Annotated in this window: 20 protein-coding genes; 7 read left to right on the forward strand and 13 right to left on the reverse strand. The window is 59.6% G+C overall.

All coding sequences use genetic code 11. From position 1 onward, the window contains the following. Positions 1-8 precede the first annotated feature (8 nt). Positions 9-395 carry a hypothetical protein gene (locus AAE029_RS20315; protein ID WP_371074691.1) on the reverse strand — a complete coding sequence of 129 codons (387 nt, stop codon included), beginning with the start codon at positions 393-395 and terminating at the stop codon, positions 9-11. A gap of 44 nt (positions 396-439) precedes the next feature. Between AAE029_RS20315 and AAE029_RS20320 the strand changes: the two genes are divergently transcribed. Continuing rightward, positions 440-1,468 (forward strand): RluA family pseudouridine synthase, encoded by a 1,029-nt coding sequence (locus AAE029_RS20320; RefSeq protein WP_371074692.1) that lies wholly within the window; start codon positions 440-442, stop codon positions 1,466-1,468. Positions 1,469-1,638: 170 nt separating this feature from the next. Continuing rightward, a complete protein-coding gene (gene rpoH, locus AAE029_RS20325; RefSeq protein WP_371074693.1) occupies positions 1,639-2,547 on the forward strand; it encodes an RNA polymerase sigma factor RpoH in 909 nt (302 codons plus the stop codon). Between the two features lie 104 nt (positions 2,548-2,651). On the opposite strand, the gene AAE029_RS20330 is transcribed toward rpoH, so the two are convergent. Then, positions 2,652-4,994, reverse strand: a complete 2,343-nt coding sequence (locus AAE029_RS20330; protein ID WP_371074694.1) for a hypothetical protein — start codon at positions 4,992-4,994, stop codon at positions 2,652-2,654. Between the two features lie 58 nt (positions 4,995-5,052). Continuing rightward, on the reverse strand, positions 5,053-6,351 hold the full coding sequence (locus AAE029_RS20335) for an adenylosuccinate synthase (RefSeq protein ID WP_371074695.1): 1,299 nt from the start codon (positions 6,349-6,351) through the stop codon (positions 5,053-5,055). Between the two features lie 194 nt (positions 6,352-6,545). Here AAE029_RS20335 and AAE029_RS20340 point away from each other — a divergent pair, with 194 nt between their 5' ends. Beyond that, on the forward strand, positions 6,546-7,463 hold the full coding sequence (locus AAE029_RS20340; protein WP_371074696.1) for a DMT family transporter: 918 nt from the start codon (positions 6,546-6,548) through the stop codon (positions 7,461-7,463). Positions 7,464-7,582: 119 nt separating this feature from the next. Here the strand turns inward: AAE029_RS20340 and AAE029_RS20345 are convergent, their stop codons facing one another. The 6 genes from AAE029_RS20345 to ung all read right to left on the reverse strand — a co-directional run bounded on the left by AAE029_RS20345 (position 7,583) and on the right by ung (position 12,829). Continuing rightward, positions 7,583-8,431, reverse strand: coding sequence for a GNAT family N-acetyltransferase (locus AAE029_RS20345; RefSeq protein ID WP_371074697.1), 849 nt, complete (start codon positions 8,429-8,431; stop codon positions 7,583-7,585). A gap of 192 nt (positions 8,432-8,623) precedes the next feature. After that, positions 8,624-9,172 (reverse strand): transglutaminase-like cysteine peptidase, encoded by a 549-nt coding sequence (locus AAE029_RS20350; protein ID WP_371074698.1) that lies wholly within the window; start codon positions 9,170-9,172, stop codon positions 8,624-8,626. A 194-nt stretch (positions 9,173-9,366) separates the two neighbouring features. Beyond that, a complete protein-coding gene (locus tag AAE029_RS20355; protein WP_371074699.1) occupies positions 9,367-10,260 on the reverse strand; it encodes a DMT family transporter in 894 nt (297 codons plus the stop codon). Positions 10,261-10,406: 146 nt separating this feature from the next. Next, positions 10,407-11,015 (reverse strand): alpha/beta hydrolase, encoded by a 609-nt coding sequence (locus AAE029_RS20360; RefSeq protein WP_371074700.1) that lies wholly within the window; start codon positions 11,013-11,015, stop codon positions 10,407-10,409. A 14-nt stretch (positions 11,016-11,029) separates the two neighbouring features. Next, entirely contained in the window at positions 11,030-11,962 is a 933-nt protein-coding gene (locus AAE029_RS20365; RefSeq protein ID WP_371074701.1) for a VOC family protein, read from the reverse strand. 147 nt (positions 11,963-12,109) lie between these two features. Then, complete coding sequence (gene ung / locus AAE029_RS20370) at positions 12,110-12,829, reverse strand: uracil-DNA glycosylase (protein WP_371074702.1); 720 nt, start codon at positions 12,827-12,829, stop codon at positions 12,110-12,112. Positions 12,830-13,171: 342 nt separating this feature from the next. On the opposite strand from ung, the gene AAE029_RS20375 reads away from it, so the two are divergent. The 3 genes from AAE029_RS20375 to AAE029_RS20385 all read left to right on the forward strand — a co-directional run bounded on the left by AAE029_RS20375 (position 13,172) and on the right by AAE029_RS20385 (position 17,196). Continuing rightward, positions 13,172-14,596, forward strand: a complete 1,425-nt coding sequence (locus AAE029_RS20375) for a phosphomannomutase (RefSeq protein WP_371074703.1) — start codon at positions 13,172-13,174, stop codon at positions 14,594-14,596. 42 nt (positions 14,597-14,638) lie between these two features. Then, positions 14,639-16,063 carry a mannose-1-phosphate guanylyltransferase/mannose-6-phosphate isomerase gene (locus AAE029_RS20380; RefSeq protein WP_371074704.1) on the forward strand — a complete coding sequence of 475 codons (1,425 nt, stop codon included), beginning with the start codon at positions 14,639-14,641 and terminating at the stop codon, positions 16,061-16,063. Positions 16,064-16,167: 104 nt separating this feature from the next. Then, the gene (locus AAE029_RS20385) at positions 16,168-17,196 is read left to right on the forward strand and encodes an NAD-dependent epimerase (protein WP_371074705.1); all 1,029 of its coding nucleotides are present in this window, start codon (positions 16,168-16,170) and stop codon (positions 17,194-17,196) included. Here AAE029_RS20385 and AAE029_RS20390 read toward each other — a convergent pair. The 4 genes from AAE029_RS20390 to AAE029_RS20405 all read right to left on the reverse strand — a co-directional run bounded on the left by AAE029_RS20390 (position 17,182) and on the right by AAE029_RS20405 (position 24,657). Continuing rightward, entirely contained in the window at positions 17,182-18,990 is a 1,809-nt protein-coding gene (locus AAE029_RS20390) for a putative bifunctional diguanylate cyclase/phosphodiesterase (RefSeq protein ID WP_371074706.1), read from the reverse strand. The genes AAE029_RS20385 and AAE029_RS20390 overlap by 15 nt on opposite strands. A 186-nt stretch (positions 18,991-19,176) precedes the next feature. Further along, positions 19,177-22,374: an efflux RND transporter permease subunit gene (locus AAE029_RS20395; protein WP_371074707.1), complete on the reverse strand. Its 3,198-nt coding sequence runs from the start codon at positions 22,372-22,374 to the stop codon at positions 19,177-19,179. Positions 22,375-22,600: 226 nt separating this feature from the next. Then, positions 22,601-23,794 carry an efflux RND transporter periplasmic adaptor subunit gene (locus tag AAE029_RS20400; protein ID WP_371074708.1) on the reverse strand — a complete coding sequence of 398 codons (1,194 nt, stop codon included), beginning with the start codon at positions 23,792-23,794 and terminating at the stop codon, positions 22,601-22,603. Positions 23,795-23,844: 50 nt separating this feature from the next. After that, positions 23,845-24,657: an alpha/beta hydrolase fold domain-containing protein gene (locus tag AAE029_RS20405; RefSeq protein WP_371074709.1), complete on the reverse strand. Its 813-nt coding sequence runs from the start codon at positions 24,655-24,657 to the stop codon at positions 23,845-23,847. Between the two features lie 151 nt (positions 24,658-24,808). Here AAE029_RS20405 and AAE029_RS20410 point away from each other — a divergent pair, with 151 nt between their 5' ends. Then, positions 24,809-25,720: a LysR substrate-binding domain-containing protein gene (locus AAE029_RS20410; protein WP_371074710.1), complete on the forward strand. Its 912-nt coding sequence runs from the start codon at positions 24,809-24,811 to the stop codon at positions 25,718-25,720. Positions 25,721-25,899 lie beyond the last annotated feature (179 nt).

The raw sequence follows: 25,899 nt of genomic DNA on the forward strand, positions 1-25,899 counted from the left end.
GCCTGCTTTCAGTTGCCCGCTATCGCGACATCCGCGACGATGCGCCCGGCACCTATATCGAAAACGAAAGCTTTGCGCTGCCCGCCGGCAATCCTTCCATAAAAAAGGATCTGGCCGCCCGATAGCGCCACGGACTGGATGTCGAAGCCGTCGGGAAGCGCCGCCGTTGCAGCCACAGGCGCATCGGACGGCACGCCCAGACCGGAAGCGGTCGCTGTGGGTTCCGGTGTCTCTGTGCGCATCGTCTTATAGACAACGGCTCCGAACACCGCCATAAGGCTCACGAACATGATGACCCCGGAGACCACCTGCAGACGCACCATCTTGCGCCGGACATTTTCCATAACCGGGTCGAGCGGTTTCTCTTCCTGGTCGTCTGGCTCGATATTCGTCATGAATGCGTCCTGTTTCTGTAAATCCTGCGGGAGAAAGAAGCGTCTTGAGCGACCCCTTTAAACAAGCGACCGGCATTAGAAAAGTCCTGACGGCAGATGAAAGCGCACAAGGCAGGCTGGATGCCTGGCTGACGGCGAGCCTCGGCGAGGAATTTTCCCGCAGCCGCATCAAGGCCCTGATCAAGGACGGCGCCGTCCTCATGAACGGAGCGCCCCTTACCGATCCGCAACGCAAGGTGCGCCTGGGAGAGCGTTTCGAGATCACTCTGCCGGAGCCTGAAGATCCAGCGCCCAGGGGCGAGGATATTCCACTTGACGTGCTCTATGAGGATAACGACATCATCGTCATCTCCAAGCCTGCCGGGCTGGTGGTCCATCCAGGGGCAGGCAATTGGACCGGCACGCTGGTCAACGCTCTCATCCATCATTGTGGCTCGAGCCTTTCCGGCATTGGCGGTGTACGGCGCCCCGGCATAGTCCATCGTCTGGACAAGGACACGACTGGGGTCATGGTCGTCGCCAAAAACGATATCGCCCATCGCCATCTGTCGCAGCAATTTGCCGACCACGGTCGTACGACCCCTCTGGAACGCGCCTATCATGCGATCGTCTGGGGTCGCCCGCGTGCATTGACCGGCACGATCGACGCGCCCCTCGGCCGCGCTGTAGGCGATCGGACAAAACGTTCCGTAAAGCGCGAGGACAACGAAAATGCGGACGAAGCCGTCACGCATTATGAAGTCCTCGAGCGTTTCCGGGAAAATCCCGACGCCACATCGCTTGCCTCGATGGTCGAATGCCGTCTGGAAACGGGCCGTACGCACCAGATCCGCGTCCATATGGCACATATCGGCCATCCATTGATCGGTGATAGTGTTTACGGAGCTGGTTTCAAGACAAAGGAAAACCTTCTGCCGGACGAAGCGCGCAAAATCGTTAGCCGCTTTCCACGCCAGGCGCTTCATGCCTTTCTCTTGCGGTTTGAACATCCCCGCAGCGGAGAAGTCATGCACTTCGAGTCCCCTCTTCCCGAGGACATGGAAAAGCTGGTCGCCGTATTGCGTAATGTATAGGCGAGAATAACGCCATCGTGACCGGCCCGATGGCTTGAACCACCGTTTCGCCGTACTTATCTGTATATCGACCTAATGCGGGCTCTATAGGAGCCGCAAGGTCCGGTTCGCTCTTGGGCCGCGGGGGACCGCGCCATCGGGGAGCCGGAATCTAGATAGGAGGGTGCTAAATGGCCCGGAATACCTTGCCGTCCATTACCGCCGGCGAAGCCGGTCTCAATCGTTATCTCGACGAAATTCGCAAGTTCCCGATGTTGGAACCGCAGGAAGAATATATGCTTGCCAAACGGTATGCCGAACATGGCGACCGTCAGGCCGCGCACAAGCTCGTCACCAGCCATCTGCGCCTCGTGGCGAAGATCGCCATGGGCTATCGCGGCTATGGACTGCCGATCGGCGAAGTCGTGTCCGAAGGCAATGTCGGCCTGATGCAGGCCGTAAAGAAGTTTGACCCCGAGCGTGGTTTCCGCCTGGCAACCTATGCCATGTGGTGGATCAAGGCCTCGATCCAGGAATATATCCTGCGGTCCTGGTCGCTGGTGAAGATGGGTACGACGGCCAACCAGAAGCGCCTCTTCTTCAACCTGCGCCGCCTGAAGGGCCGCATCCAGGCGATCGACGAAGGTGATCTGAAGCCCGAACAGGTGGCTGAGATCGCCACCAAGCTGAACGTCTCGGAAGAGGAAGTCGTTTCGATGAATCGTCGCCTTTCGGGCGACGCGTCCCTCAACGCTCCGATCAAGGCGTCGGAGGGTGATTCCGGGCAATGGCAGGACTGGCTGGTCGACGATCACGACAGCCAGGAGGAAGTGCTCATCGAACAGGACGAACTGGATACCCGCCGGCGTATGCTGGCAAAGGCCATGGGCGTGCTGAACGATCGTGAGCGCCGTATCTTCCAAGCCCGAAGGCTCGCCGACGAACCGGTAACCTTGGAAGATCTTTCGGCAGAATTTGACATCAGCCGCGAGCGCGTCCGCCAGATCGAGGTCCGCGCCTTCGAGAAGGTGCAGGAGGCTGTCCGGCAGGAAGCGCTTGAGCGCGCCAAGGCCATGAGGGTCGTGGAAGCAACGGCGTAAACTTGCCGGGAATACATCGAATACAAAAGGCGGATCCAATGGATCCGCCTTTTCTTTTCCCGTCGACGCTACGGCACGATGCATCTTGAGATGTATACCGCAGCTTACTGACTGGTCGAGGACACGTCGCCGAGAGCCGTCCATTCCTTGATCGCGGTATTGAAGGCATCGCCGCCGGTTTGCCCCTTTTCCATCGTCAAGAGCGCACGACGGCCGTTGCGATAGGTAATCGGCATGTCGATCCAGTTGCGCGACTGCAGAAGTCCCAGATTGGCCTTGCGGGCATCGGCATAATCGTTGAGCGCCACCATGTAGAAGTCATCGGTAATCTTGGCAGGGACGGCAATAAGCGGATCACCGCGATCCTGTTCCGTCTGCTTCATCGAAATCCGTTCAACGCTGTCGACGCCGCCACCTTCGAAGTTCTGCGGCAGCTGGAAGACGATCTCCACCAGATGGCTGGCGGGAAGCGACGAATCGGAATTGCGCTTAAAGGTGATGAGTGCAGAAAGATTCCGTTGCGGAACGCTGACATTTCCCTGCACCGTGGGTTCTGATCGACCGTCGGCACCTTCCTCGTGCTGAAGGGACCAGACGACCGTTCCCTCGATCGCGATAGGCGATGTCTGCCCGAGCCTTTCTTCATAAAGGAACAGCTTCTGGGCAGAGCCGACCGGTGGCGTTTGCTGTGCCGCCTGTGCCGGGGCCGCAGGCGTTGTGTCCGCGGGAGGCTGAGCCGGCGAAGCCGCCGGCGGCGCTTCGGTCGAAGCCACGTTCTGTTCTGCTACCGATCTGCCTTCCGCGGCCGGCTGGCCGGGTATCGATGCCGGGCCCACATCGACTTCCGACCCGTCCGGCATCAGCCGCTGCGTGAACTTTGTGCTGCCAGGAGCATTGCGGTCGAGCGCAGCCGTCTCCTGCTGCTGGGGCTGGGCGCTCTGAGCATTGCCCTGTGCATTGGAGTTGTCAGCTGGCGGCGCTGGCGGGTTCTGGGTTGCGGTCTGCTGCGGAGGAGCCTGCGTGCCCGCCACTCCACCCTGCCGAGCCGCGCTGACGAGCCCCGCCACCATTTCATTCAGCGCATCGCGATTGAGCCAGGCTGCATAGCCGCTGCCGCCCAATATGGCCAGAATGACAATGTACGTGACGATCCTGCCGATGCTGAAGCGGCGCCGCTTCGGTTCCAGGCGAAAGCTCTTGCCCTGAAGCTTCGATGCTACGAGCTGGTCGAGATCCGGTGGCGCGCCCTCTGTATCATCTGCATCCCGCAGATAGGCACCACGCTGTTCGGACTCACGCAGTCTCGCGTTGGAAGGCGTCTCTTTCTTTGGTATCGAGCCATTGCCGTGCACGTCGGCAAACAGATCGATGTCGTCGAATTGTGCCTGGAACGGCTGTTTCGTCGCACCTGCCTCCGGCGGAGGAACGGCATCAAATGCGTTCGGATCCCAGATGAAAGCATCCTTGGCAGCCGGCATTTTTGCAGCGGCCGACGACTTTTCATCATCATTGGCAGGCTGGACATCAGGCGGTGCCACGTCCGACAGGCGCCGCAACTCCTCCACGGCCCAGTCTGATTCGGAGGCAGTCGTTGCTTCGGAAGCGGGCTTCGGCCAGACGGGGTCGAAATGACCGGCGCCGTCGGAATGCAGCGGCTCTTCGCGGCTGTGTTCGACGAACTCGTCCTCACGACCGGACAGCGCCTCGCCGGCTTCGGGTGCGGCAACGCGGCCAGTCTCTTCATCAAGCGCATAGCTCTGCGCCTCGGATGCCTGCTCCGGCCACTTCCGGGGGAAATCCCAGACATTGTCCGGTCTCGCCTCGGCTGCGGCAGGCTGTTCTGCCACCTCTTCGACAGTCTCTGTCGGCTGATCTACCGGCCGCGCCTGCGAATCTGCGGCGTGGTACTCTTCGGGGGGATACTCTTCAGCCGGCTCGCTCCCCTCCTCCGCGGGCTTCCATTGCGGTTCATCCCGATAGTCCTCGGGAGCGGCAGCTTCCGGCTGTTCGTCTACACTGGCGTAAGCAGGCTCCTCATGCACGTCAGGCTCTTCGAAACGAGACGGTTCGTCGACGGCTTCGGCAACCTGTTCTTCGGCGCGTTCCTCCGGAGCCGGCTCGTAGGTATCCGCCGTCTGCGGCTGCTCGCTATAAGGTTCTGCGACCTGAGGCTCTTCATCGGCCGGCGAAGCGGTTTGAACCTCCTGCTCCGCCTCGCTCTCCAGGGGCGGCAACGCTTCGGCATGTTCGCTTTCGACTTCCCGAATGGCGGCTTCCAGCTTGTCGAGCTGGCGCTGCAGCATCTGCTCCGGTGGGCGCGGCTTCATATTCTCGAGCTGCCGCTGGACGGCTCCGCGCGCGCGCTCGTAGACCTTCACCCGCATTTCCGGGGTATTTTCCGACAAACCGTCGACGGCCCGCCGAATGACTGCTACAAAATCCGCCATCAGTACTTTCTCATGGTGCCCGGGCTATGCCGGACCGAACTTTCAGTGGTTCGCGACATTAATCCTCAAACGGATCAGTCACAAGTATCGTATCATCGCGCTCGGGGCTGGTGGAAAGCAGCGCGACGGGGGCGCCGATCAGTTCCTCCACCTGTCTTACATATTTGATCGCCTGCGCGGGAAGATCGGCCCATTTGCGTGCGCCGACCGTCGATTCCTTCCAGCCTTCAAGCGTGACATAGATTGGCTCGACGCGGGCCTGTGCCCCCTGGCTTGCAGGAAGATGATCGATTTCCTGGCCATCAAGCTTGTAGCCGACGCAGATCTTCAATTCGTCGAGTCCGTCGAGTACATCCAGCTTGGTAAGAGCGATTCCATTGATGCCGTTGGTGGCGACCGACTGGCGTACCAGCGTGGCGTCGAACCAGCCGCAACGGCGCTTGCGACCCGTTACCGTCCCAAATTCGTGGCCGCGTTCGCCGAGGAATTGCCCGACCTCGTCGGTAAGCTCCGTCGGAAACGGCCCTTCGCCGACGCGAGTCGTATAGGCCTTGGTGATGCCGAGGATGTAGCCCAAGGAGCCAGGGCCCATGCCGGAGCCGGCGGCCGCCTGTCCGGCGACGGTGTTCGAGGAGGTCACAAAAGGATAGGTACCGTGATCGATATCGAGCAGGCTGCCTTGCGCACCCTCGAACAGAATGCGGGCGCCCCGACGGCGCTCCTTGTCAAGAAACAGCCATACCGTGTCGCGATATGGCAGCACCCGCTCGGCAACCGAGGTCAGTTCCCGCATGATCGCATCATGAGCGATTTCCTGCTCACCGAGACCCCGGCGCAGCGCATTGTGATGGGTCAGGATACGATCGACCTTGCGTGGCAGGCTTTCCATGTCGGCAAGATCCATGAGGCGGATGGCGCGACGGCCGACCTTGTCCTCATAAGCGGGGCCGATGCCACGGCGAGTCGTGCCGATTTTCGTGCCGCTGTTGGAGGCCGCATCCTCACGAAGCCCGTCAAGTTCGCGATGCAGCGACAGGATGAGCGTGGCATTGTCGGCGATGCGCAAGTTTTCCGGCGATATCTTGACGCCCTGACCTTCCAGCTTGTCGATTTCGGCGATGAGCGCGTGCGGGTCGACGACGACGCCATTTCCGATCACAGCCATCTTGCCCGGCCGCACGACGCCGGAAGGCAACAGCGACAGCTTATAGCTGACGCCATCGATGACAAGCGTATGGCCGGCGTTATGCCCACCCTGGAAGCGGACGACGATATCCGCGCGCTCTGAAAGCCAGTCGACAATCTTGCCCTTGCCTTCATCGCCCCATTGTGAACCGACCACGACTACATTTGTCATTCAACCAATCCTGTTTCCGGCGGAAAATCCGCGCCCTGCCCAAACCCGCGCTTCTATAAAGCTTTGTTTCCCGGAATGCGACCCTGTTGTCCTACCAGATTCGGCTTTTTACGTGACAAATCAACCGAACTGACGATATTGCCGATCAAAATCCACGCAAAGCGGCCGCAAATCGAAGACGGAATGACATAAACTTGCAGTTGATCGCCTATATTGCCCTCATCGTTGCGACGATCTGCTGGGGCGGGAACGCCGTGGCGGGAAAGTTTGCCGTCGGTCATATCAGTCCAATGCTGCTCACCTTCTTGCGCTGGTTCTCGGCCGCCGTCATCATCGTGGCAATTTCCGTGCCGCAGCTGGTGAAAGACTGGCCGGTCGTTCGAAAGAACCTGCCGCTGCTGATTTTCTATGGCGCCATCGGCTATACTGCCTTCAACGCATTGCTCTATTCCGCCCTGCAGTACACGACTGCGATCAATGCCGTCATCGAGCAGGCGGGCATACCGATGCTGATCTTCGTCATCAACTTCGCCCTCTTTCGCACCCCCGTCTCGCCTGCCCAGATGGTGGGCTTCAGCCTTACGCTGGCTGGCATTGCCCTGACTGCCGCGCATGGCGATCTTGCGACTCTCGCCCGACTGACGTTGAACGTTGGCGACGCGCTGATGCTGCTCTGCGTCGTCTCCTATGCGGTCTACACCGTCGCTCTGCGCTGGAAACCGATAATCGACTGGCGAAGCCTGATGGCTTTTCCCGCGCTCGGCGCATTGCTGGCATCGGTTCCGCTTGTCTTGTGGGAGGCATCGAAAGAGGCAATTATCTGGCCGGATGCGACGGGCTGGATCATCGTCGTCTATACGGCGGTCTTCCCTTCGCTGCTTGCTCAGATCCTCTTCATCAAGGGAGTGGAGATGATCGGCGCCAATCGCGCCGGTCTATTCATAAACCTCGTTCCCGTCTTTGGCATGCTGCTGTCGGTCGCGATCCTCGGCGAAAACCTTCAGACCTTCCACATCATTGCCCTGACGCTCGCCCTTGGTGGCATCGCAATTGCAGAAAAAGGCCGACCGAGACCGCCGGTTCCCGTCGAGCCGGCGACCGTGCGGGACTAGAGCAATTCCAGGAAAAGTGCGAAGCGGTTTTCCGTCCGGAATTGCGTAAGAATAAAAGATTAGCGGGATGCCGAAAAGTGTGCGCGGTTTTTGGGCGACATCCCGCTCTGACTTTTGATCTAGCCGAGCTCCAGGCTTGTAAGGCCGAAAATCCGCTTCAGGGGCGCAGAAGGCGCCCGCCCGTGATACATGCGGACGGTTTCCAGGACAGGCTTCAAGCCCAATTGCTCCGCAAGCCGGACACCGTCAACATTATCGGCCGGTACATCGATATAAACCTGATCCGAATTGGCAATCGGCGAAAGAGCAGCAAGGATCGATTCGGCAACGTTGTAGTCGTTGGCGAAAAGAGGACCGATCTTGTAGCCTTCGTAGCAGCGGCGGATGGTTCCGTAGCCGCGAAATCTGCCGCCATGGCGAACGGCAAGCGTTCGGCGCTTTTCCGGCGAATAGCACCATGCGCGCAGGAAAGCCGGCCGTGGCTGCGGAAATATGCCGGCATCATAGAGCACCATGCTGTCGAGTTTGTTTTCAGGCAATGCCTGCGCCGTAAGCGCCGGCGCCGGCAGATGATGGACTACCCCACCATAGCGGATCGTCCGATGCGCCGTTTCGAAACCGTAACGACTATACTTCGCCTGCTCCGCAATGGCGCCGTCGAGGCCAATGGTGCGGCCCTCCGCCGAGGCCATGCCCGCATTCCATAGGGCCTTGCCATATCCCCTGCCGCGAAAGTCGGGATGCACGAGATAGAGGCCCAGAAATGCGAAGTTCTCTCCATATTTGACGACCGAAATGCAGCCAACAGGCACTTCGCCGATCGCGCCGACGAAAAAGCCGGAAGGATCAGCCTCATGAAAGGCGGAGGCGTCATCAAGGCCCGGATTCCAGCCTTCCTGCCGTGCCCATTCCAACGCGAGCTCCAACTCCCCAGGTCGCATCGGACGAACGACGAATGTTGAACTCATGCGACCTTCCTGATTTGCCCAAATCGGCGATATCTTCGGCAAGCTTTACGGCGCCAGTCGATGACCAGAAGGCCGGCCCGCGCTGCGTTGCGCGGCCCATATTAAACAGCCCATGTCACACGGCCCCAGAACCGTTACATCCACGCCATCATGAGACAAGGCGGTTGTAATCTCAAGAGACTTGGCGACGGCCTACAGGCTGGCGATATTCCAAGTCTTGATGCGGTTTGTGCTGTTGTCGAGGATCAGATAGCCCCGGTCGATCTTGACGAGCAGCACGGCATGATCGCCATGGACGCTGCTGCGCTTGGTGGCAATCTTCAGGGCCGCTGCTGGCACGCCAAGCGCAATCAGGCGCTCACGCTTCGCCAGCGCCATCTGCCGTGGCGTCTCGGACGCCGAGATTTTGATGACCATACCGGCGAGGCCCAAACCGGACCTGGCTTCACCATGGCCGGCGAGATTGACGTCGGCATTGATCCGCAGCAGCAGACTACGCTTATAGGGCGTCAGCTTTAGGATAGCTTCCTCCCCCACAGGAGCGATGCCGATCTGAAAGGGCCGCTCAGGACGAACGAAACCAATGCGCGTCATTTCCGGAGCCATCGGCTCCTGCCCTGAAAATAGCGATGCGTTTACAAAATCCCGCGCGTAGCCCGCCGGGCCGAATGCCAGCGCCGGCTGTGCCGCCGCAACCGCCATAAGCGCCAGAAAAGTGGAGCGAAGCGAATTCTTCAACATGTTCCTATCCCGTCCTTGTCACCCGCAGAGAAGGACCCGGTCCCCACCGTAAACCTTCTGAGCGGCATTTGCGGAAAGCTCTGTCCAGCTTCTTCCGCCGATGAGATCACAATACAGCTCAGGATTTTCAGGGCTTTTAAGCCGATAGGTACAATTTTAGCGAAGTTTGATTTTTTGCGAAAAAAAGGCGCAGCTCAGGCTGCCTTTGCGCCGACCGCCACCCGGTTCCGCCGGACTTCCATGACAATATGACCGAAGAGCGCCGCAAGCACGATCGGCCCGCCGATGAGCGTTGCACCCGCAGGCTGCTCGTTCATGAAGAACCAGACCCAGAGTGGCGTCAACGGCACTTCGAGCGCCGTGATGAGGCTTGCATCGGCGGCCGGAATGTACCGTGAGCCGAAGGTGTAGAAGCTTAGTCCCATAGCGTTCTGGATGAGGCCGAAGGCGATGATCAGACCGATATCTTGTGCTGACACCGCCATCGGTGCCGCAAACCAGAAGGTCACGAAGGAGCAGAGCCAGGCCGAGGCGGCCATGGCCGGCAGCATTGGCACCTCGCGATGGTGGCGCATGACCGTGGCAAGGCCGGCGACAGTCAGCGTCATGACCGCGGCAAGAAATTTGCCAAGCCATCCACCGCCGTTTTCTTCACCGGTCAGCATCACGACCACGCCGCAGAAGGCCAGCGCACTGGCAATCAAAGTCGCGCGGCTGGCTCGCTCCCCGATCGTCAGATAGGCAATGCCCGCCGTTACGAAGGGAACGGTCGCATAGATCATCAGCGCATCAGCCACCGATGTATAATAGATCGAGCCGATACCGCTGATCATGCTTGCCGTGGACAACACGGTGACGGCAAGCGAAGGACCGCGCATCTTGCGGATGATCCGGAAGGCGCGGTCACCCTCGATGCAAAGAAAGAGCAGGAAGACCCCGCTGCCGGAAACAAGACCGCGCCAGAAGAGGATGGTCATGAGATCGGCGCTGATGGATCGGACGAACAGCCCGGAGGTAGACCAGGCAAGCGCGGAAATTGCCACATAGGCAACACCCAGCCGATATTGCTTCTGCTCCCCGAGCGTCACTGCGAATCTCCCCCTGAACGAGGAAGATCGTTATCGCCCATCCAAAAGACGCACAAGCAGAAGCTGCGCCCTTTCGTGTCGTCGTAAAAAGGCGCGGCGGTTGCATGCCGCCGCGCCTTCTGCAGTTCACCTGCCCGGATGGGGCTCTATACATATAACGAGAAGAAGCTACGGATCACGTCGATCTCGCTCGGCCGGACTTCGTGTCCGCCGGGATGCCACTCAAGTGTGACGTCGGCGTTTTGGCTGGCGAAATAATCCGCAAGAGACTGCGTCATGGATACGGGAGCGATCGGATCGCGCTGGCCGGCTGTGATCAGGATCTTCCTGCCCTCGAGCCCGGCATTCTCGCCCGGACGGAACGGGATCAACGGATGCATCAGCACCGAGGCGTCGAAAAGGCCTTCCTCGATCAGCACATTCGCAAGAATGTTGGCGCCGTTGGAAAATCCCAACCCCAGCACTTTGGAGGCACCGTGTTCGCTGGCCAGCCCGCGGACATAGGCTGTCATCTTGGCGGTCGCCCGCGCCAGATCAGTCATGTCATAGACGCCCTCCCCCGTTCGCCGGAAGAAGCGGGCGGCTCCATGCTCGGAAACATCGCCACGCGGCGAGACAATCGTAGCCTCAGGCAACAGCCGATTGGCGAAATCGAAGAACTGGTTCTCGTCACCGCCTGTTCCGTGGAAAGTGAAGAGAATAGGCTTCCCCCGTGCACCGGTCTTCAACCGGTGCACATAAGTCGTGTCTGTCATGTCCTTAGTCCTGTTTAGGCTTCCAAAGGTTCGAGATGCTGCTCGATCAGGGAACGCAGATGCGCATGCTGCTCCGGTAATTTCAGCGCCTCGCCGAGATGGGCTGTGTCCTCGTCGCGGCTAAAGCCCGGTTCGTTCGTCGCAACTTCGAACAACACGCCGCCAGGCGTGCGGAAATAGATCGCCCAGAAGTAATCGCGGTCGATAACGGGCGTGACCTGATAGCCGGTATCCATCAACGCCTTGCGCACCTCGAGCTGCTTTTCGCGATTTTCGACCGCAAAAGCGACGTGATGGACGGAGCCGGCACCCGGCAGCGAACGCGCGATATTCGGCAGCGTTTCGAGATCGACCAGGTGCGCACCGTTGCCGCCAGGAACGATCAGGCGCTTGACGTCGCTCTGTGTGTCGAGAACCTCATAGCCCATATATTTCAGCAATTCGGTCGTCGCACCTTCATCGCGCAGTCGCAAGGCGACGGAATGGAAGCCGCGGATCGCATGATCTGCACTGATGCCGCCATGCGTCCAAGGCTCGCGAGCATCATCCTTGACCTCGACGAGCGAGAAGCCATCCCCATCCGGACCGGCAAAGTTCAGCCGCTTTTCACCAAAGGTTTCCTCGGTCTTGAGACCGCTGACACCGAGATTGGCGAGCCGGTCGCTCCAGAAGCCGATGGCACCCTGCGGAATGGAGAAAACTGTGGTGCCGACTTCACCGGTTCCCGGACGCCCGCGAGGCATCTTCGGGAACGGGAAATAGGTCATGATCGTACCGGGTGTGCCGATCTCGTCGCCGTAGTAGAGGTGATAGACGTCCGGAGCGTCGAAATTGACAGTCTTCTTCACGCGGCGCAGGCCGAGGACGTGAGTGAAGAACTGATTGTTGGTGCGTGCATCCTCCGCCATGGATGTGACGTGATGCAATCCTTTAATCTGGTCGAGCATGTGGACCCCTTTCTTGCCCGCATCGGCGGGCGATTTCGATGGGTCATAGATGGCTCACTGGCACTGTTGTCGGTAGCCTCGAATACCAAAACGCATTGTCTTCTTTCATTGAACGATCAGAAAAAATCGTTCAAAAACATGAAGGCATCAAGCCGATGCCCGCTCCGAAACCAATTCGGGATCGGTCGGAAGCGCCCAATCGATTGGGTCACGGCCGCGCGATATCAGGAACGCATTCGCCTTTGAAAAATGACGGCAGCCGAAGAAACCGTTATGCGCCGAAAGCGGCGACGGATGCGGCGCCTTCAGGACCAGATGTCTGGATGTGTCGACAAAAGCCGCTTTGCGCTGCGCATATGAGCCCCAGAGCATGAAGACGACGGATTCGCCCCCCTCGTTGACGATGCGAATGACGGCATCGGTGAAGCGCTCCCAGCCCTTGCCTTGATGCGAGGCGGCCCGAGCCTCCTCGACCGTCAGTACGCTGTTCAAAAGCAGGACGCCCTGGCGAGCCCAGCTTTCGAGAAAACCGTGACGCGCCGGTGCGATACCGAGGTCGCTCTGCATCTCATTGTAGATATTCACCAGGGACGGCGGAATACGCACGCCCGACCGAACGCTAAAGCACAGGCCGTGCGCCTGACCGAGCCCGTGATACGGATCCTGACCGAGGATCACGACCTTCACCCTCGAAAGCGGTGTCAGATCGAGAGCGCGGAAATATTCGCTGCCTTTGGGAAATATGCGTTTTCCGTTCTGCTTCTCGGCGAGAAGAAAGGCCTTGAGCTGCTGCATGTATGGGCTGGCAAATTCCGGCGCGAGTGCGGCCTTCCAGCTTTCCTCCAGGCTGATCGTGGTTTCGGTCATGATAACCTCGTTAATCGAATGCCGTTGACGACATTCATAGGAACAATCGGGTCTGATCGGAAGAGATTGATCATGACAGGCCGCCAGTAAGCGGTGCATAATGGCGTTCGCCACACGGCCCGAGCGGGGGGTACGTTGCAGACGGTCGACGGGCTTTCGTAAAGAAGACACCTGGATACGATATGGATCGCAATGGAGGGACGCTAGATGCCGACAATCCCGATAAATTCGAAAAGCCGCGGCCTTAACTATAGATTAGTCGTAACATTTACAGTCGATAGTTTGTTTGCTAGATCGGCCTCGACTTACTAGAGAAGCGAAGTATTTTATGGATATACTCCCATGAAATTTGGCACCAGCGGCCTCCGCGGCCTTTCCGTTGATCTGATGGGTCGGTCCTCAGCATTATATGCCACAGCTTTTGCGCAGCATCTGCTGGCAAGCGGCCGCGCCGAAATCGGCGATGCTATCCTCGTTGGCCGGGATTTCCGCGATTCGAGCCCGGCGATCGCCGCCACCTGCATCGGCGCGCTCGCAAGGGCCGGCCTCAGTCCTGTCGACTGCGGTACACTACCGACGCCCGCGCTCGCCTTTTACGGGCTGGCAATTGACGCTGCATCACTAATGATCACCGGCTCCCACATTCCCGCCGATCGAAACGGCATAAAATTCTACCGGCCCAATGGCGAAATCGACAAGGATGACGAGGTTGCAATCAGCAATCTTGCCGCCGAAATCGAGCGGAACGACGCCGCCCTTTCGATCGAGCCGGCCTCCGCCGAAGACCACGCCGCCAGATGCCTCGAGTTATTTTACGAGCGCAATACCGAGTTGCTTCCGGCCGACGTGCTGGCCGGCCTCAAGGTCGGCGTCTATCAACACAGCACGGTCGCTCGCGATCTGATGGTGGATGTTCTGGCGCATGGTGGCGCCGAGGTCATCGCGCTTGGCCGTTCGGAGAGCTTCATCCCTGTCGATACCGAGGCCGTCTCGACAGAAACGGTCGAGCTTCTCAGAAAATGGGCAGTGGAATACGGCCTGGATGCGATCGTTTCCGCCGATGGCGACGGTGACCGTCCGCTTGTGGCGGATGAACGAGGCGAACCGCTGCGCGGGGATCTGCTGGGGCTGATAGCGGCTAATTTTCTCGGCGCCGAGATTGTCGTCACGCCGGTTACATCCAATTCGGGCATTGAGGCTGCGGGCTCTTTCGAAGTCGTTCGTACCCGTGTCGGCTCGCCCTACGTGATTGCCGGCATGAACGAGGCGATCGCAAAAGGCCGCGAGAACGTCATGGGCTTCGAAGCGAATGGCGGCGTTCTGACGGCCAGCGATTTTACGATCCGCGATCAAAGCTTTCGGGCGCTGCCGACACGCGACAGCTTTCTGCCCGTGCTTGCTACGCTTCTCCTCGCCGCTGCGCAGAAGCGCCCGCTCTCGGAAATCGCCGCCGGATACGCGATGCCTTTCGCCATGGCTGACCGGCTGCAAGACTTTCCGATTGAAACCAGTGCGGCGCTCATGGCTCATCTGCGGGAATCGGATGGCAATCTTGCGGCATTCCTGGCCCCGATCGGAACAGTCGCCCATAAGAGCGATATCGACGGCCTGCGCGTCACGCTTTCTGATGCCCGAATCATCCATTTCCGGCCTTCGGGCAACGCGCCGGAAATGCGATGCTACGTGGAAGCGAAAACCGAACATTCAGCTGCGGAGCTCCTGCGGCAGGGCTTGGCGCGCATTCAGGAATGGGCGAAACAACAATAACATCTGCAGGAATACTGCAGCTTCATCTTAGGAGACCGGTGAATGGCAAGAATAGTCCCCGTCATCATGGCAGGCGGAAAGGGTACGCGGCTTTGGCCACTTTCGCGCTCGTCGGCGCCGAAGCAATTTATCCAGTTCATCGGTGACAGCACGCTTTTTCAGAACACGCTGACGCGCGTCGCCGATCCGGAACTTTACGAGGCGCCGATCGTCGTGACGAACGAGGATTTCCGTTTCCTGGTCGCCGAGCAGGCGCGCGGTCTCGGCATGGAGCTCGCTGCAATCCTGCTTGAACCAATGGCCCGGAACACGGCTGCGGCCGTCGCTGCGGCTGCTACGCTGGCCGGCGATCTCTTCGGCGAGGATGCGATCATCCAGGTTCTCGCCTCCGATCATGACATCGTTGCTGATGAGACCTACTTCAACTGCGTGCGCCTCGCGCGCGATACCGCCGCGACCGGAAAACTGGTGACCTTCGGCATCACCCCAACGGAGCCGGCCACGGGATATGGCTATATAGAGCAAGGGGAAGCGCTTCCTGGCGGCGCCTATTCCGTCAGGCGTTTCGTAGAAAAGCCGCCGCTCGCCAAGGCGCAAGACATGCTTGCATCCGGCGGATTTTACTGGAATTCGGGCATATTCACATTCGAGATATCGAAGCTCTTTTCTGAAATGAAGGAGTACGCTGCAGACGTTCTGAAAGCGGCAAGCAAGGCGGTCTCGAAGGCCGCGCGCGACCTCGACTTCATTCGCCTGGATGCCGAGGCCTTCGCCAAGAGCCCGGACATCTCGATCGATTATGCCGTCATGGAGCGGACGTCGAACGCGGCTGTCGTGCCCGCACCCTTCGTATGGTCGGATCTCGGAAGCTGGGACACCGTCTGGAAGACAGGAACCCGCGATGCGGACGGTAACGTCGCAGCCGGCAACACGACGGTCATCAATACGAAGAACTCACTGGTCATGACCCATGGCGTGCATCTGGCCGTGCAGGGACTGGAAGATGTCGCCGTCATCGCCAGCGAGGACGCCGTCTATGTCGGCCATCTGAGTGCCAGCCAGGACGTCGGCAAAATCGTCAAGATGCTCGCCGCGACCCCCGCGACAGCGAAATATGCTGAAACGCATCCGACATCATACCGACCATGGGGCGGCTATACGTCGATCTTGAACGGCGACCGTTTCCAGGTGAAACGCATCTTCGTCCTTCCCGGCAAGAAGCTTTCGCTGCAGAAGCACCACCATCGCTCCGAACATTGGATCGTCGTCAAAGGCACGGCCGAGGTGACGATCGGGGACAATGTGCAGATGCTGCGTGAAAACGAGTCGGTCTATATCCCGCTCGGCGAAGTTCACCGCCTCGCCAATCCCGGCAAGATCATGCTGGAACTGATCGAGGTACAGACTGGGTCCTATCTCGGCGAAGACGACATCATCCGCATCGTCGACGAATTCGGCCGAACCTGATACGCCTCAAGGAGGCTTGAAACGTCCGGGCTCGCGATCGCCGCGAGCCCGGTTCACGTGTTAAACGCCGCGAACCTGAACGCGGGCAGAGCGAGAAGACACCTATGCGCTATTTCATAACGGGTACGGCGGGCTTCGTCGGCTTTCATCTTGCCCGCAGGCTTCTGCAGGACGGACACGAGATCACCGGTTTCGATGGCCTGACGCCTTACTATAGCGTCAAGCTGAAGCACATGCGCCATGCCGCGCTTGCCCAGTTTCCCGCCTTCCGCCCCGTCATAGGTATGCTCGAAGACAGAAACGCGCTCGCGGATGCGATCGAGACGGCAAAACCCGACGTCATCGTCCATCTCGCGGCTCAGGCAGGGGTTCGCTACAGCATCGACAATCCACAGGCCTATCTGGATTCCAATATTACCGGCACCTGGAACATCCTGGATTTGACGCGGCGGGCAAACGTGCGCCATCTCATGCTTGCCTCGACATCATCGATCTATGGCGCCAATCCAAACATTCCTTTCCGTGAGCTCGATCGCGCTGACGAGCCGCTGAGCTTCTATGCGGCGACCAAGAAGTCCATGGAACTCATGGCGCATACCTATTCGCATCTTTATGAGATCCCGACGACGGCCTTCCGCTTCTTCACGGTCTATGGTCCCTGGGGACGCCCTGACATGGCGCTTTTCAAATTCGTCAGCGCCATCCTCGACGGACGCCCCATCGAGATCTACGGCGAAGGCAATATGAGCCGCGATTTCACCTATATCGACGATCTTGTCGAAGCGATCCTGCGTCTGTCGCAGGTCATCCCGTCCGAGAAGAATCGTGTCACCACGCCTGATGATCTCGACACGCTCTCCCATCAGGCTCCGTTCCGCATTGTCAATCTCGGCGGCGGTCAGCCAGTTCCTCTCATGGAGTTCGTGGAAACCGTTGAGCGGACGCTTGGCAAGCCGGCAATACGGAAGATGCTGCCGATGCAGCAGGGTGACGTGCCACGCACTTTCGCGAGCACTGATCTCCTGCAGGCCCTGACAGGCTATAAGCCCGCAACAACGATTGCGACCGGCGTGAAGGCTTTCGTCGAATGGTATGTGGAAGCTCGATCCGAGATCGAATCACATTCCGCCTGAACCTTTGCCCCTCTGCGGCGTCATATACTCGTCCGGGCTGGCGGGGATCGCCAGAAGCATCCGAAACGTATCCAGCGCTGGTAAAGGGAGGCCCACGGCGTAGCCTTGCAGGCTGTCGCAGCCGAGCTGCGCCAGAAGCCGCACATGTTCATCCGTCTCGACGCCTTCAGCGACGACTTCCACAGAAAGTGCCTTTGCGATCTCGACAATCGCACTGACAAGGCGGCATTGTTCCGGCGAGGTCGTGACGCCAATGACGAGGTTACGGTCTATCTTCAGCCGTTTCGGTCTCAATTGAACGAGGCCGATCAGCGAGGCGTGACCAGAACCGAAATCATCGATCTCGATCTCGATGCCCATCCGCTTGATCTCGGCGATATTGGATTGCACGGTCTCGTCGCAATCATCGAGAAATATCGTTTCCACGAGTTCGAAGGCCAGCGCGCCTCGCGGAATGTCGAGCCGCTGCAATCGATTGATCAGGGACGGATCCGCAAGCCGGCTGCCGGAGATATTGACGGCGATCCGAGGCACCTTGACGCCGTTGAGCGCCCAAAAGGTGCGATCCTGCAACACGCGCTTCAGGATCGCCTCGTCTACTTCGGCGCTCAGGCCATGCTCATTGGCAAAATTCAGAAACAATCCCGGGGTCAACACCCCGCGCACTGGATGATACCAGCGCGCCAGCGCTTCCAGTCCGACAATGGAATGTGTGCGGGCGTCGACCTGCAGCTGATAGAAGGGCACGATTTCGTCGCGCCGCAGGGCAAGCTCCAGCTCCTCCGTCATCCGGCGCTCGCCGAGTAGATTGTGCTGCATTTGCGGAGTGAAGAATTCGACCCTGTTGCGACCGAGCTTCTTGGCCTGATACAGCGCCAGGTCCGCTTCCGCGAGAAGGTTTGCCGCCTCCCTGTCATTGCTCCAGGAAATTCCGATCGACGCGCCGGTCTGGAGGAAATTCTGCTCATACGTCGTGCCGCGTCGCAAATTGTCCGCGACATTTTCGGCGATACGGCGCAGATCGTGCACGTCGCCGAAATTGATGAGAATGATGACGAACTCATCGCCCCCAATCCTCGCGACGATCCCGTGTTCGGGAATGGCCGCGGTGATCTGTGTTGCCGCATGTCGAAGAACGGCATCGCCTGCGGCGTGGCCGGCCGCATCGTTGATTTGCTTGAACCGGTCGAGATCGACGTGCAGAATCGCCAGCGTTTCGACCATCTCGTTCTTGCGCAATTGCGCAAGACGCCTGTCAAAATGCCGCCTGTTCGCCAAGCCAGTCAGATAGTCGTGCTCGGCAGCAAATTCGATACGTGAATTGCTCTCCTCGAGCGCCAGCATCCTGGCTTCCGCAACGGCCTTCTCTCGTTCGAGCTCCCGGTTCAGGAGAACATCTGCCGTGACGTCCCATTCGGCGCCGATGAAAGACGGCGCGCCGTCGGCGTCCTCATAGAAATGGGCCCGCGACCTCAGATATTTGATCCTTCCGTCGGGCATGACGATCCGGAATTCGGACGTATAGAGTCCCCTGGCTGCAATTGCCCTTTCGAAATCCTGGTCCGCCCGTTCCCGGTCTTCGGGGTGGATTGCACCCAGCCAATACTCCAGCGTCATCTTGCGATCCGTCACACCCGTCTCATAGATGCGGTGCATCTGCGGATCCCAGAGAATTTCATCAATCTTCAGGTTGTGTTCCCAGACGCCGATCTGGGACGCTTCAAGCGCCAACTTCAATCGCCGGAGAAGACCCTGAAACTCCTCTTCGGATCGCAATGGTTTCACTGCCGGCAATGCCGCCCCTACCCCGAGTGATTATCAAAAGTAGCCCTACATTCTCAAACGTACATTAACGAAGCCTTGTTTGAGCAGGAACAATACTGCTGGACGGAAAATAATCAGGTGCGGAAGCGCCATCAAAATGAAAACGGGCAGAGCTCGCGCCCTGCCCGTCCATTGCTTTCATGTCCATCCCGCCCGCTATTCGGCAGCGAGATGAATAATCTTCGGACCGTGCTCGCCGTCGCCCTGCTCATGCTGTATCAGCGGCCTGTTGCCGGTGATCAGGCGGACGAGGACATAGAAGACCGGCGTCATGAAGATGCCGAAGAAGGTCACGCCGATCATGCCGGCGAAGACCGCGACACCCATGGCGGCGCGCATTTCTGCACCTGCACCCGTCGACGTGACCAGCGGCACGACGCCCATGATGAAGGCCATGGAGGTCATCAGGATCGGCCGCAGGCGCAGTCGGCTCGCTTCGATCGCCGCCTGGACTGGCGTACGCCCATCGAATTCCAGCTCACGGGCAAATTCCACGATCAGGATCGCGTTCTTCGCCGAGAGGCCGACAAGGACGATCAGGCCGATCTGCGTGAAGATGTTGTTGTCTCCATGGGTGAGCCAGACACCGGTCAAGGCGGCCATCACGCCCATCGGCACGATCATGATGATCGCCAGCGGCAGGGTGAGGCTCTCATACTGTGCGGCCAGCACCAGCAAGACCAGCAGCAGTGCAAGCGGGAAGACCAGAATGCCGGAATTGCCCGCGAGGATCTGCTGATAGGTCAGGTCGGTCCATTCGAAGCCGATGCCCTTCGGCAGCGTCTCCGCCGCAATTCGCTCGACCGCAGCCTGCGCCTGGCCGGAGGAGTAGCCCGGCGCCGGACCGCCGTTGATATCGGCGGCCAGGAAGCCGTTGTAGCGTGTCGTGCGTTCCGGACCGGTGGTGTAATCGACCTTCAGCAGGGCTGAAAGCGGAATCATCTGACCGGATTGCGAACGGACCTTCAACTGGCCGATATCGTCCGGCTGGGCGCGGAACTTGGCATCCGCCTGCAGGCGCACGCTGTAGGTACGACCGAAGGCATTGAAGTCGTTCACATAGAGCGAGCCCAGATAGATCTGCAGCGTTTCGAACACGTCGGTGACCGCAACGCCCAGCTGTTCGGCCTTCTCGCGATCAAGATCCGCATAGAGCTGCGGCACGTTGATCTGGAAGCTGGAGAACAGACCTGCCAGCTCCGGTGCCTGAGAAGCTTTGGCAAGGAACGCCTTGTTGGCTTCGTCAAGGGCCTGATAGCCGAGACCGGCGCGATCCTCGATCTGCATCTTGAAGCCGCCGGTCGTACCGAGACCCTGGACGGGCGGCGGCGGGAACATGGCGATGAAGGCATCCTGGATCGCGCCGAACCTCTTGTTCAGCTCCATCGTAATCGCACCGCCGGAAAGCTCGGGCGTCTTACGCTCCTCGAACGGCTTCAGGCCGGCGAAGACGATACCGGCATTGGAGCCGTTGGTGAAACCATTGATGGAAAGGCCGGGGAACGCAATGGCATGATCGACTCCCGGCGTTGCCAGGGCGATATCGCTCATGCGCTTGATGACATCCTCGGTGCGGTCGAGGCTCGCCCCATCCGGAAGCTGGGCGAAGCCGATCAGGTACTGCTTGTCCTGTTGCGGTACGAAACCTCCGGGCACGGCCTGGAACAGCCAGTAGGTCGCCCCGATCAGGGCCAGATAGACCACCATGACGATGCTCTTGCGCGACACGAGCCCGCCGACGCCGCGGCCATAGGCGTTCGAACCTGCGCCGAACGCCCAGTTGAACCCGCGGAAGAACCAGCCGAAAGCCACGTCCATGGTGCGTGTCAGCCAATCCTTCGGCGCGTGATTGCCCTTCAGAAGAAGAGCTGCCAGGGCCGGAGAAAGCGTCAGCGAGTTGAAAGCTGAAATCACCGTCGAGATTGCGATCGTCAATGCGAACTGGCGATAGAACTGCCCGGTAAGGCCGGAAATGAAGGCCAGTGGTACGAAGACGGCGACCAGCACCAGCGCGATCGCAATGATCGGGCCGGAGACTTCCTTCATGGCGCGATAAGTGGCCTCACGTGGATTGAGCCCGTTCTCGATGTTGCGCTCGACATTTTCGACGACCACGATCGCGTCGTCGACGACGATACCGATCGCGAGCACCAGACCGAAGAGGCTGAGTGCATTGATCGAGAAGCCAAAGACATACATCACCGCGAAGGTACCGATGATCGACACCGGAACCGCGATCAGCGGAATGATGGAGGCACGCCATGTCTGCAGGAACAGGATGACGACGAGCACGACCAGCGCAATGGCTTCGAGCAGCGTATCGATGACCTTGTCGATCGAGGCGCGCACGAATTGCGTGGTGTCGTAGACGATCTCGTATTTCACGCCTTCCGGCATCGCCTGCTGCAACTCGTTCATGGTCTTGACGACCTCGTCCGAGATGGTGATGGCGTTGGAACCCGGAGACTGGAAAATCGGGATCGCCACCGCCGGCTTGCCGTCGAGCAGGGAACGCAGCGAATAGTCGGCCGCGCCGAGTTCCACGCGCGCAACGTCGCGCAGGCGGGTTATCTCGCCATTGGCGCCGCTCTTGACGATGATGTTGGCGAATTGCTCCGGCGTCTGCAGGCGGCCCTGTGCGTTGACGTTAAGCTGCACGTCGATGCCGGGAACGTTCGGCGAGGCGCCGATGATACCGGCCGCGGCCTGGACGTTCTGCTGCCTGATAGCATTGGCGATGTCGCTGGCGGCAAGTCCGTGCTCGGCTGCCTTCTGCGGATCGACCCAGACGCGCATCGAATAGTCGCCCGAGCCGAAGATCTGCACCTGACCGACGCCATCGATACGGGCGAGCCGGTCCTTGACGTTAAGAACGCCGTAGTTGCGCAGATAGGTGATGTCGTAGCGGTTGTCCGGTGAGATCAGGTTGACGACCATCATCAGGTCCGGCGAGCTCTTCACCGTGGTGATGCCAAGCGTACGCACCTCTTCGGGAAGCCGCGGCTCGGCCTGCGACACTCGGTTCTGCACGAGCTGCTGCGCCTTGTCGGGATCGGTTCCGAGCTTGAAGGTGACCGTCAGGTTGAGCACGCCGTCGGAAGTCGCCTGGCTGGACATATAGAGCATGCCCTCAACGCCATTGATCTGCTCTTCGAGCGGCGTCGCCACGGTTTCAGCGATAACCTTCGGGTTTGCGCCCGGATATTCCGCACGCACGACGATCGACGGCGGCACGACTTCCGGATATTCGGCAATCGGCAACGAACGCATGCCGATCAGGCCGGCCACGACGATAAGGACCGACAGCACACCGGCAAAGACCGGACGATCGACGAAAAATCTTGAGATATTCATGTCTAAGCCCTCTCCGGGGTCGAACAAAGGACGCTATAGCGCGGTGCGTCTTATAAGACGCACAAATGTCGCTATAACACTTTGAATTTGCTGCATGGTTTTATCCTTAAATCAGTTCCGATTTAAGGAACCATGCAGTGGTCCAAGGCCTGCGACAAACCCGCCGCAGGCAAAAACAACTGATGGAATGATCGCAGCGGGAAACACGTGCCTCCCGCCGCCCTGATTACTTGGTGGCAGCCGCGACCTTGTCTTCCGTCTGCGGAATGACGACGGCGCCGGGGCGGACCCGCTGCAGACCGTTGACGACGACCTTGTCACCGGCGTTGAGACCGCTTTCGACAATTCTCTCGCCATCGACAGATGCACCGATCTGGATCTGTCGATAGACGATCTTGTTCTCGCCATCGACAACGAAGACGAACTTCTTGTCCTGGTCGGTACCGATCGCCCGATCGGTGATCATCAACCGGTTCTCGGGCTTCGGCTGGCCCATGCGTACCCGCACGAACTGGCCAGGAATGAGCCTGCCGCCGGGATTGTCGAAGATGCCGCGAACGCGGATCGTGCCGCTTGCCGCATCGACCTCGTTGTCGACGAGCTGCAGCTTACCCTTGATGGGCGTGCCCTCGTCGCTCAGCGTGCCGATTTCGACGGGAATCTGGTCGACGGGCGGGCTGGCGCCATTGGTAGGCGGAAGCTGCGCGAGCGCGCTGGTCACGAGTTCTTCGCTGGCATTGAAGCTCGCATAGATCGGATCGACCGACACGAGCGTCGTTAGCGCCGGTGAGGTGGAGCCGGCGGCAACCAGGTTGCCGACCGTGATTTCCAGCTTGCCGACGCGACCGGCGATCGGTGCGCGGACTTCCGTATAGCCCAGATCGAGCTGCGCAGTCTGCAACGCCGCCTGAGCTGCCTTCAAGTTGGCCTGCGCTTCGCTATAGGCGCTGCCGCGCTGGTCGAGATCGCTCTGCGAGATTGTACGGTTGTCGGAAAGCCGACGACCGCGATCGAGCTCGAGCTTGGTAATGTCGACCCGCGATTCGGCAGCCGCTACCTGGGCCTGAGCCTGGGCGACGGCTGCAGCGAACGGAGCCGGATCGATCGTGAACAGCGGATCGCCCGCCTTGACGAGCGCGCCTTCCCGGAAATGCACCTCTTGGATGGCGCCGGCGACCCTGGAGCGCACCTCCACGCGGTCGACAGCCTCCAGGCGGCCCGAAAACGATTCCCAGGTCCTGATATCACGCGGTTCGACGACAGCCACCGTTACGGGCACTGCGGGAGCCTGTGCCGGAGCGGAAGCGGCCGTCGCCGGCGCGCTCATGGGTAGTTCGAAGAAGAACGCAGCGCCGGCAACGGACGCGACGATTCCTATGCCGGCGCCCACCAGGGCCCAGCGCTTCTTTCTGGACGTCATTGGTACTCTCCTTGCGGCCCTTTAGGCCAAAAATTCCCTTGGTCTCAAACTCATTGGGGTTGGACACACATTTCCTGAACGAAGCTCTTGAAATGGCTGCACACATTCTCGGGCCATTTCGGGCTGTCGTCAGATCGCCCGCCATAAATCGACGACCAGCCAGTCCCGGCGGGGAAAACATGCTGGCGAACGGGAACACGCGCCGCCTTCAGGCGGGACGCATAGCCGACGGTTTCATCACGCAACGGATCGTCCTCGGCGGTAAGAACGAGCGCCGGAGCGACCCCGGTCAGACGCGAACAGTATCCGGGCGCCGCATAGGGGTGGCAGACGCCCCCCATGAAGCCCAGATAGTGATTCCAGCCTTCGGCCCAATGCTGGCGCATACCGGTCGCATCCGCCTTACGGAACGAGCAGGTTCCCATGAATGGGTCGAGCAACGGCGACAGCAGGACCTGCCCATCAAGTTCGCCGGGCATCTGGTCGCGTGCCTTGAGCGCCACCCCTGCTGCGATATTGCCACCCGCCTCTTCGCCTGCCACGAAAAGCAGGGATTTCTTGTCGCTGAGCCCGGCACGCTTGTTGCTCAGATAGACGAGAATCGAGAAAGCAACTTCGAGCGCCCGCGGAAAGGCATTGTTCGACAGGCTGCTGTAATCGGCGGCGACAACGACGGCCCCCGCATCGGCAAGGCTGGCCGCCACCGGCCGCTCCGCATCAGCAGTCGTATCCTGAAATGCACCGCCATGCAGATAGAGCACTAACGGCGGGGCTTTCCGATAATCCGCGCCCTGGTAGACACGCGCGAAGACCGGGCCTACAGCCACCTTGTCCAGCGTGATGTCCTTCCACTGCGCGTCCATCTTTAAAACCCCTGCCTCCAAGCCCACATAGGGAAGGCTTGCAATTTCAGAGAAAAGATATTGTTATTCAATCCGCGGAATAAGTGCGCTCAAACTGATTACACTGTTCCGATATTTGAATAATGCTGCGCCGCACAAGGCAAGAATACACATGGATCAGCTTTCCGCAATGCGCGTCTTCATCCGGGTGGTGGAGACAGGCAATTTCACCCGCGCCGCCGATACACTCTCCATGCCGAAGGCGACGGTTACCAATTTGATTCAAGGGCTTGAGGCGCATTTGCGCACCAAGCTTCTCAACCGCACCACGCGTCGCGTCATGGTAACGACCGATGGAGCGCTCTACTACGAGCGCGCCATGCAGATCCTTACCGAAATAGACGAACTGGACGGCAGCCTCAGCAATTCGCAGAGTCTCCCGAGTGGAAGGCTTCGTGTCGAGATGGCTGGTGCCTTTGCCGATTGCATCGTCATTCCTGCGCTTTGCGACTTTTACCAGCGCTATCCGGACATTCGCATCGATCTTGGCGTCGGCGACCGGCTCGTGGATTATCTCGCTGAAAATGTCGATTGTGCCCTACGTGCCGGGACGCCCACAGATCAGTCGCTGATTGCTCGCAGGATATCGGAAGTGGAGATGGTAACCTGCGTCTCTCCAATATACGCTGAAAAATTCGGCATGCCGCAGCGACCCGAGGACCTGGAAAGCGACCATTTCGCCGTCGCCTATTTCCGCGCCCAGGGCGGACGCATCGTGCCGTTCGAATTCCGGCGCGGCAACGAGGCGCTCGAGATCAATCCGCGCTACATCGTTTCGGTCAATGACAGCCGCACCTATCTCACGGCGGCAATGACCGGTCTCGGTATCGTCCAGGCACCCGTCTTCATGATCCGCGACGCACTCGCAGACGGCAGGCTTCAGAGAATACTCACCGAGTGGAAACGGGAACCCCTGCCCCTCTATATCGTGTACCCACCGAACCGGCATCTGAGCAACAAGGTGCGCGTCTTCGTGGACTGGCTTGCCAAACTGCTGACGGACGCGCATCTCAGTCAGATGTGAACCCGAAACGATCCCGCGCAACCGCCAGCTCTCGCCACGCGTGCGGGTCTTCATCGACCGGGTTGCGAAGGTCTCTGCAAGCTGAAGCAATTCCAGGAAAAGCGTGAAGCGGCTTTCCATGCAAAAACAAAAGGTCAGAGCGGTTCTGCGATACAAGGAAAAGCTGAACCGCTCCAAGA

The organism is Sinorhizobium sp. CB7 (assembly GCF_041357635.1).
Lineage (GTDB): Bacteria > Pseudomonadota > Alphaproteobacteria > Rhizobiales > Rhizobiaceae > Rhizobium.

What these genes read in the sequence shown, in the direction of transcription:
- AAE029_RS20315 (WP_371074691.1), bottom strand. Translation starts at nt 395, where the DNA reads ATGACGAATATCGAGCCAGACGACCAGGAAGAGAAACCGCTCGACCCG.
- rpoH (WP_371074693.1), top strand. Translation starts at nt 1,639, where the DNA reads ATGGCCCGGAATACCTTGCCGTCCATTACCGCCGGCGAAGCCGGTCTC.
- AAE029_RS20330 (WP_371074694.1), bottom strand. Translation starts at nt 4,994, where the DNA reads ATGGCGGATTTTGTAGCAGTCATTCGGCGGGCCGTCGACGGTTTGTCG.
- AAE029_RS20335 (WP_371074695.1), bottom strand. Translation starts at nt 6,351, where the DNA reads ATGACAAATGTAGTCGTGGTCGGTTCACAATGGGGCGATGAAGGCAAG.
- AAE029_RS20345 (WP_371074697.1), bottom strand. Translation starts at nt 8,431, where the DNA reads ATGAGTTCAACATTCGTCGTTCGTCCGATGCGACCTGGGGAGTTGGAG.
- AAE029_RS20350 (WP_371074698.1), bottom strand. Translation starts at nt 9,172, where the DNA reads ATGTTGAAGAATTCGCTTCGCTCCACTTTTCTGGCGCTTATGGCGGTT.
- AAE029_RS20360 (WP_371074700.1), bottom strand. Translation starts at nt 11,015, where the DNA reads ATGACAGACACGACTTATGTGCACCGGTTGAAGACCGGTGCACGGGGG.
- AAE029_RS20365 (WP_371074701.1), bottom strand. Translation starts at nt 11,962, where the DNA reads ATGCTCGACCAGATTAAAGGATTGCATCACGTCACATCCATGGCGGAG.
- ung (WP_371074702.1), bottom strand. Translation starts at nt 12,829, where the DNA reads ATGACCGAAACCACGATCAGCCTGGAGGAAAGCTGGAAGGCCGCACTC.
- AAE029_RS20375 (WP_371074703.1), top strand. Translation starts at nt 13,172, where the DNA reads ATGAAATTTGGCACCAGCGGCCTCCGCGGCCTTTCCGTTGATCTGATG.
- AAE029_RS20380 (WP_371074704.1), top strand. Translation starts at nt 14,639, where the DNA reads ATGGCAAGAATAGTCCCCGTCATCATGGCAGGCGGAAAGGGTACGCGG.
- AAE029_RS20385 (WP_371074705.1), top strand. Translation starts at nt 16,168, where the DNA reads ATGCGCTATTTCATAACGGGTACGGCGGGCTTCGTCGGCTTTCATCTT.
- AAE029_RS20395 (WP_371074707.1), bottom strand. Translation starts at nt 22,374, where the DNA reads ATGAATATCTCAAGATTTTTCGTCGATCGTCCGGTCTTTGCCGGTGTG.
- AAE029_RS20400 (WP_371074708.1), bottom strand. Translation starts at nt 23,794, where the DNA reads ATGACGTCCAGAAAGAAGCGCTGGGCCCTGGTGGGCGCCGGCATAGGA.
- AAE029_RS20405 (WP_371074709.1), bottom strand. Translation starts at nt 24,657, where the DNA reads ATGGACGCGCAGTGGAAGGACATCACGCTGGACAAGGTGGCTGTAGGC.
- AAE029_RS20410 (WP_371074710.1), top strand. Translation starts at nt 24,809, where the DNA reads ATGGATCAGCTTTCCGCAATGCGCGTCTTCATCCGGGTGGTGGAGACA.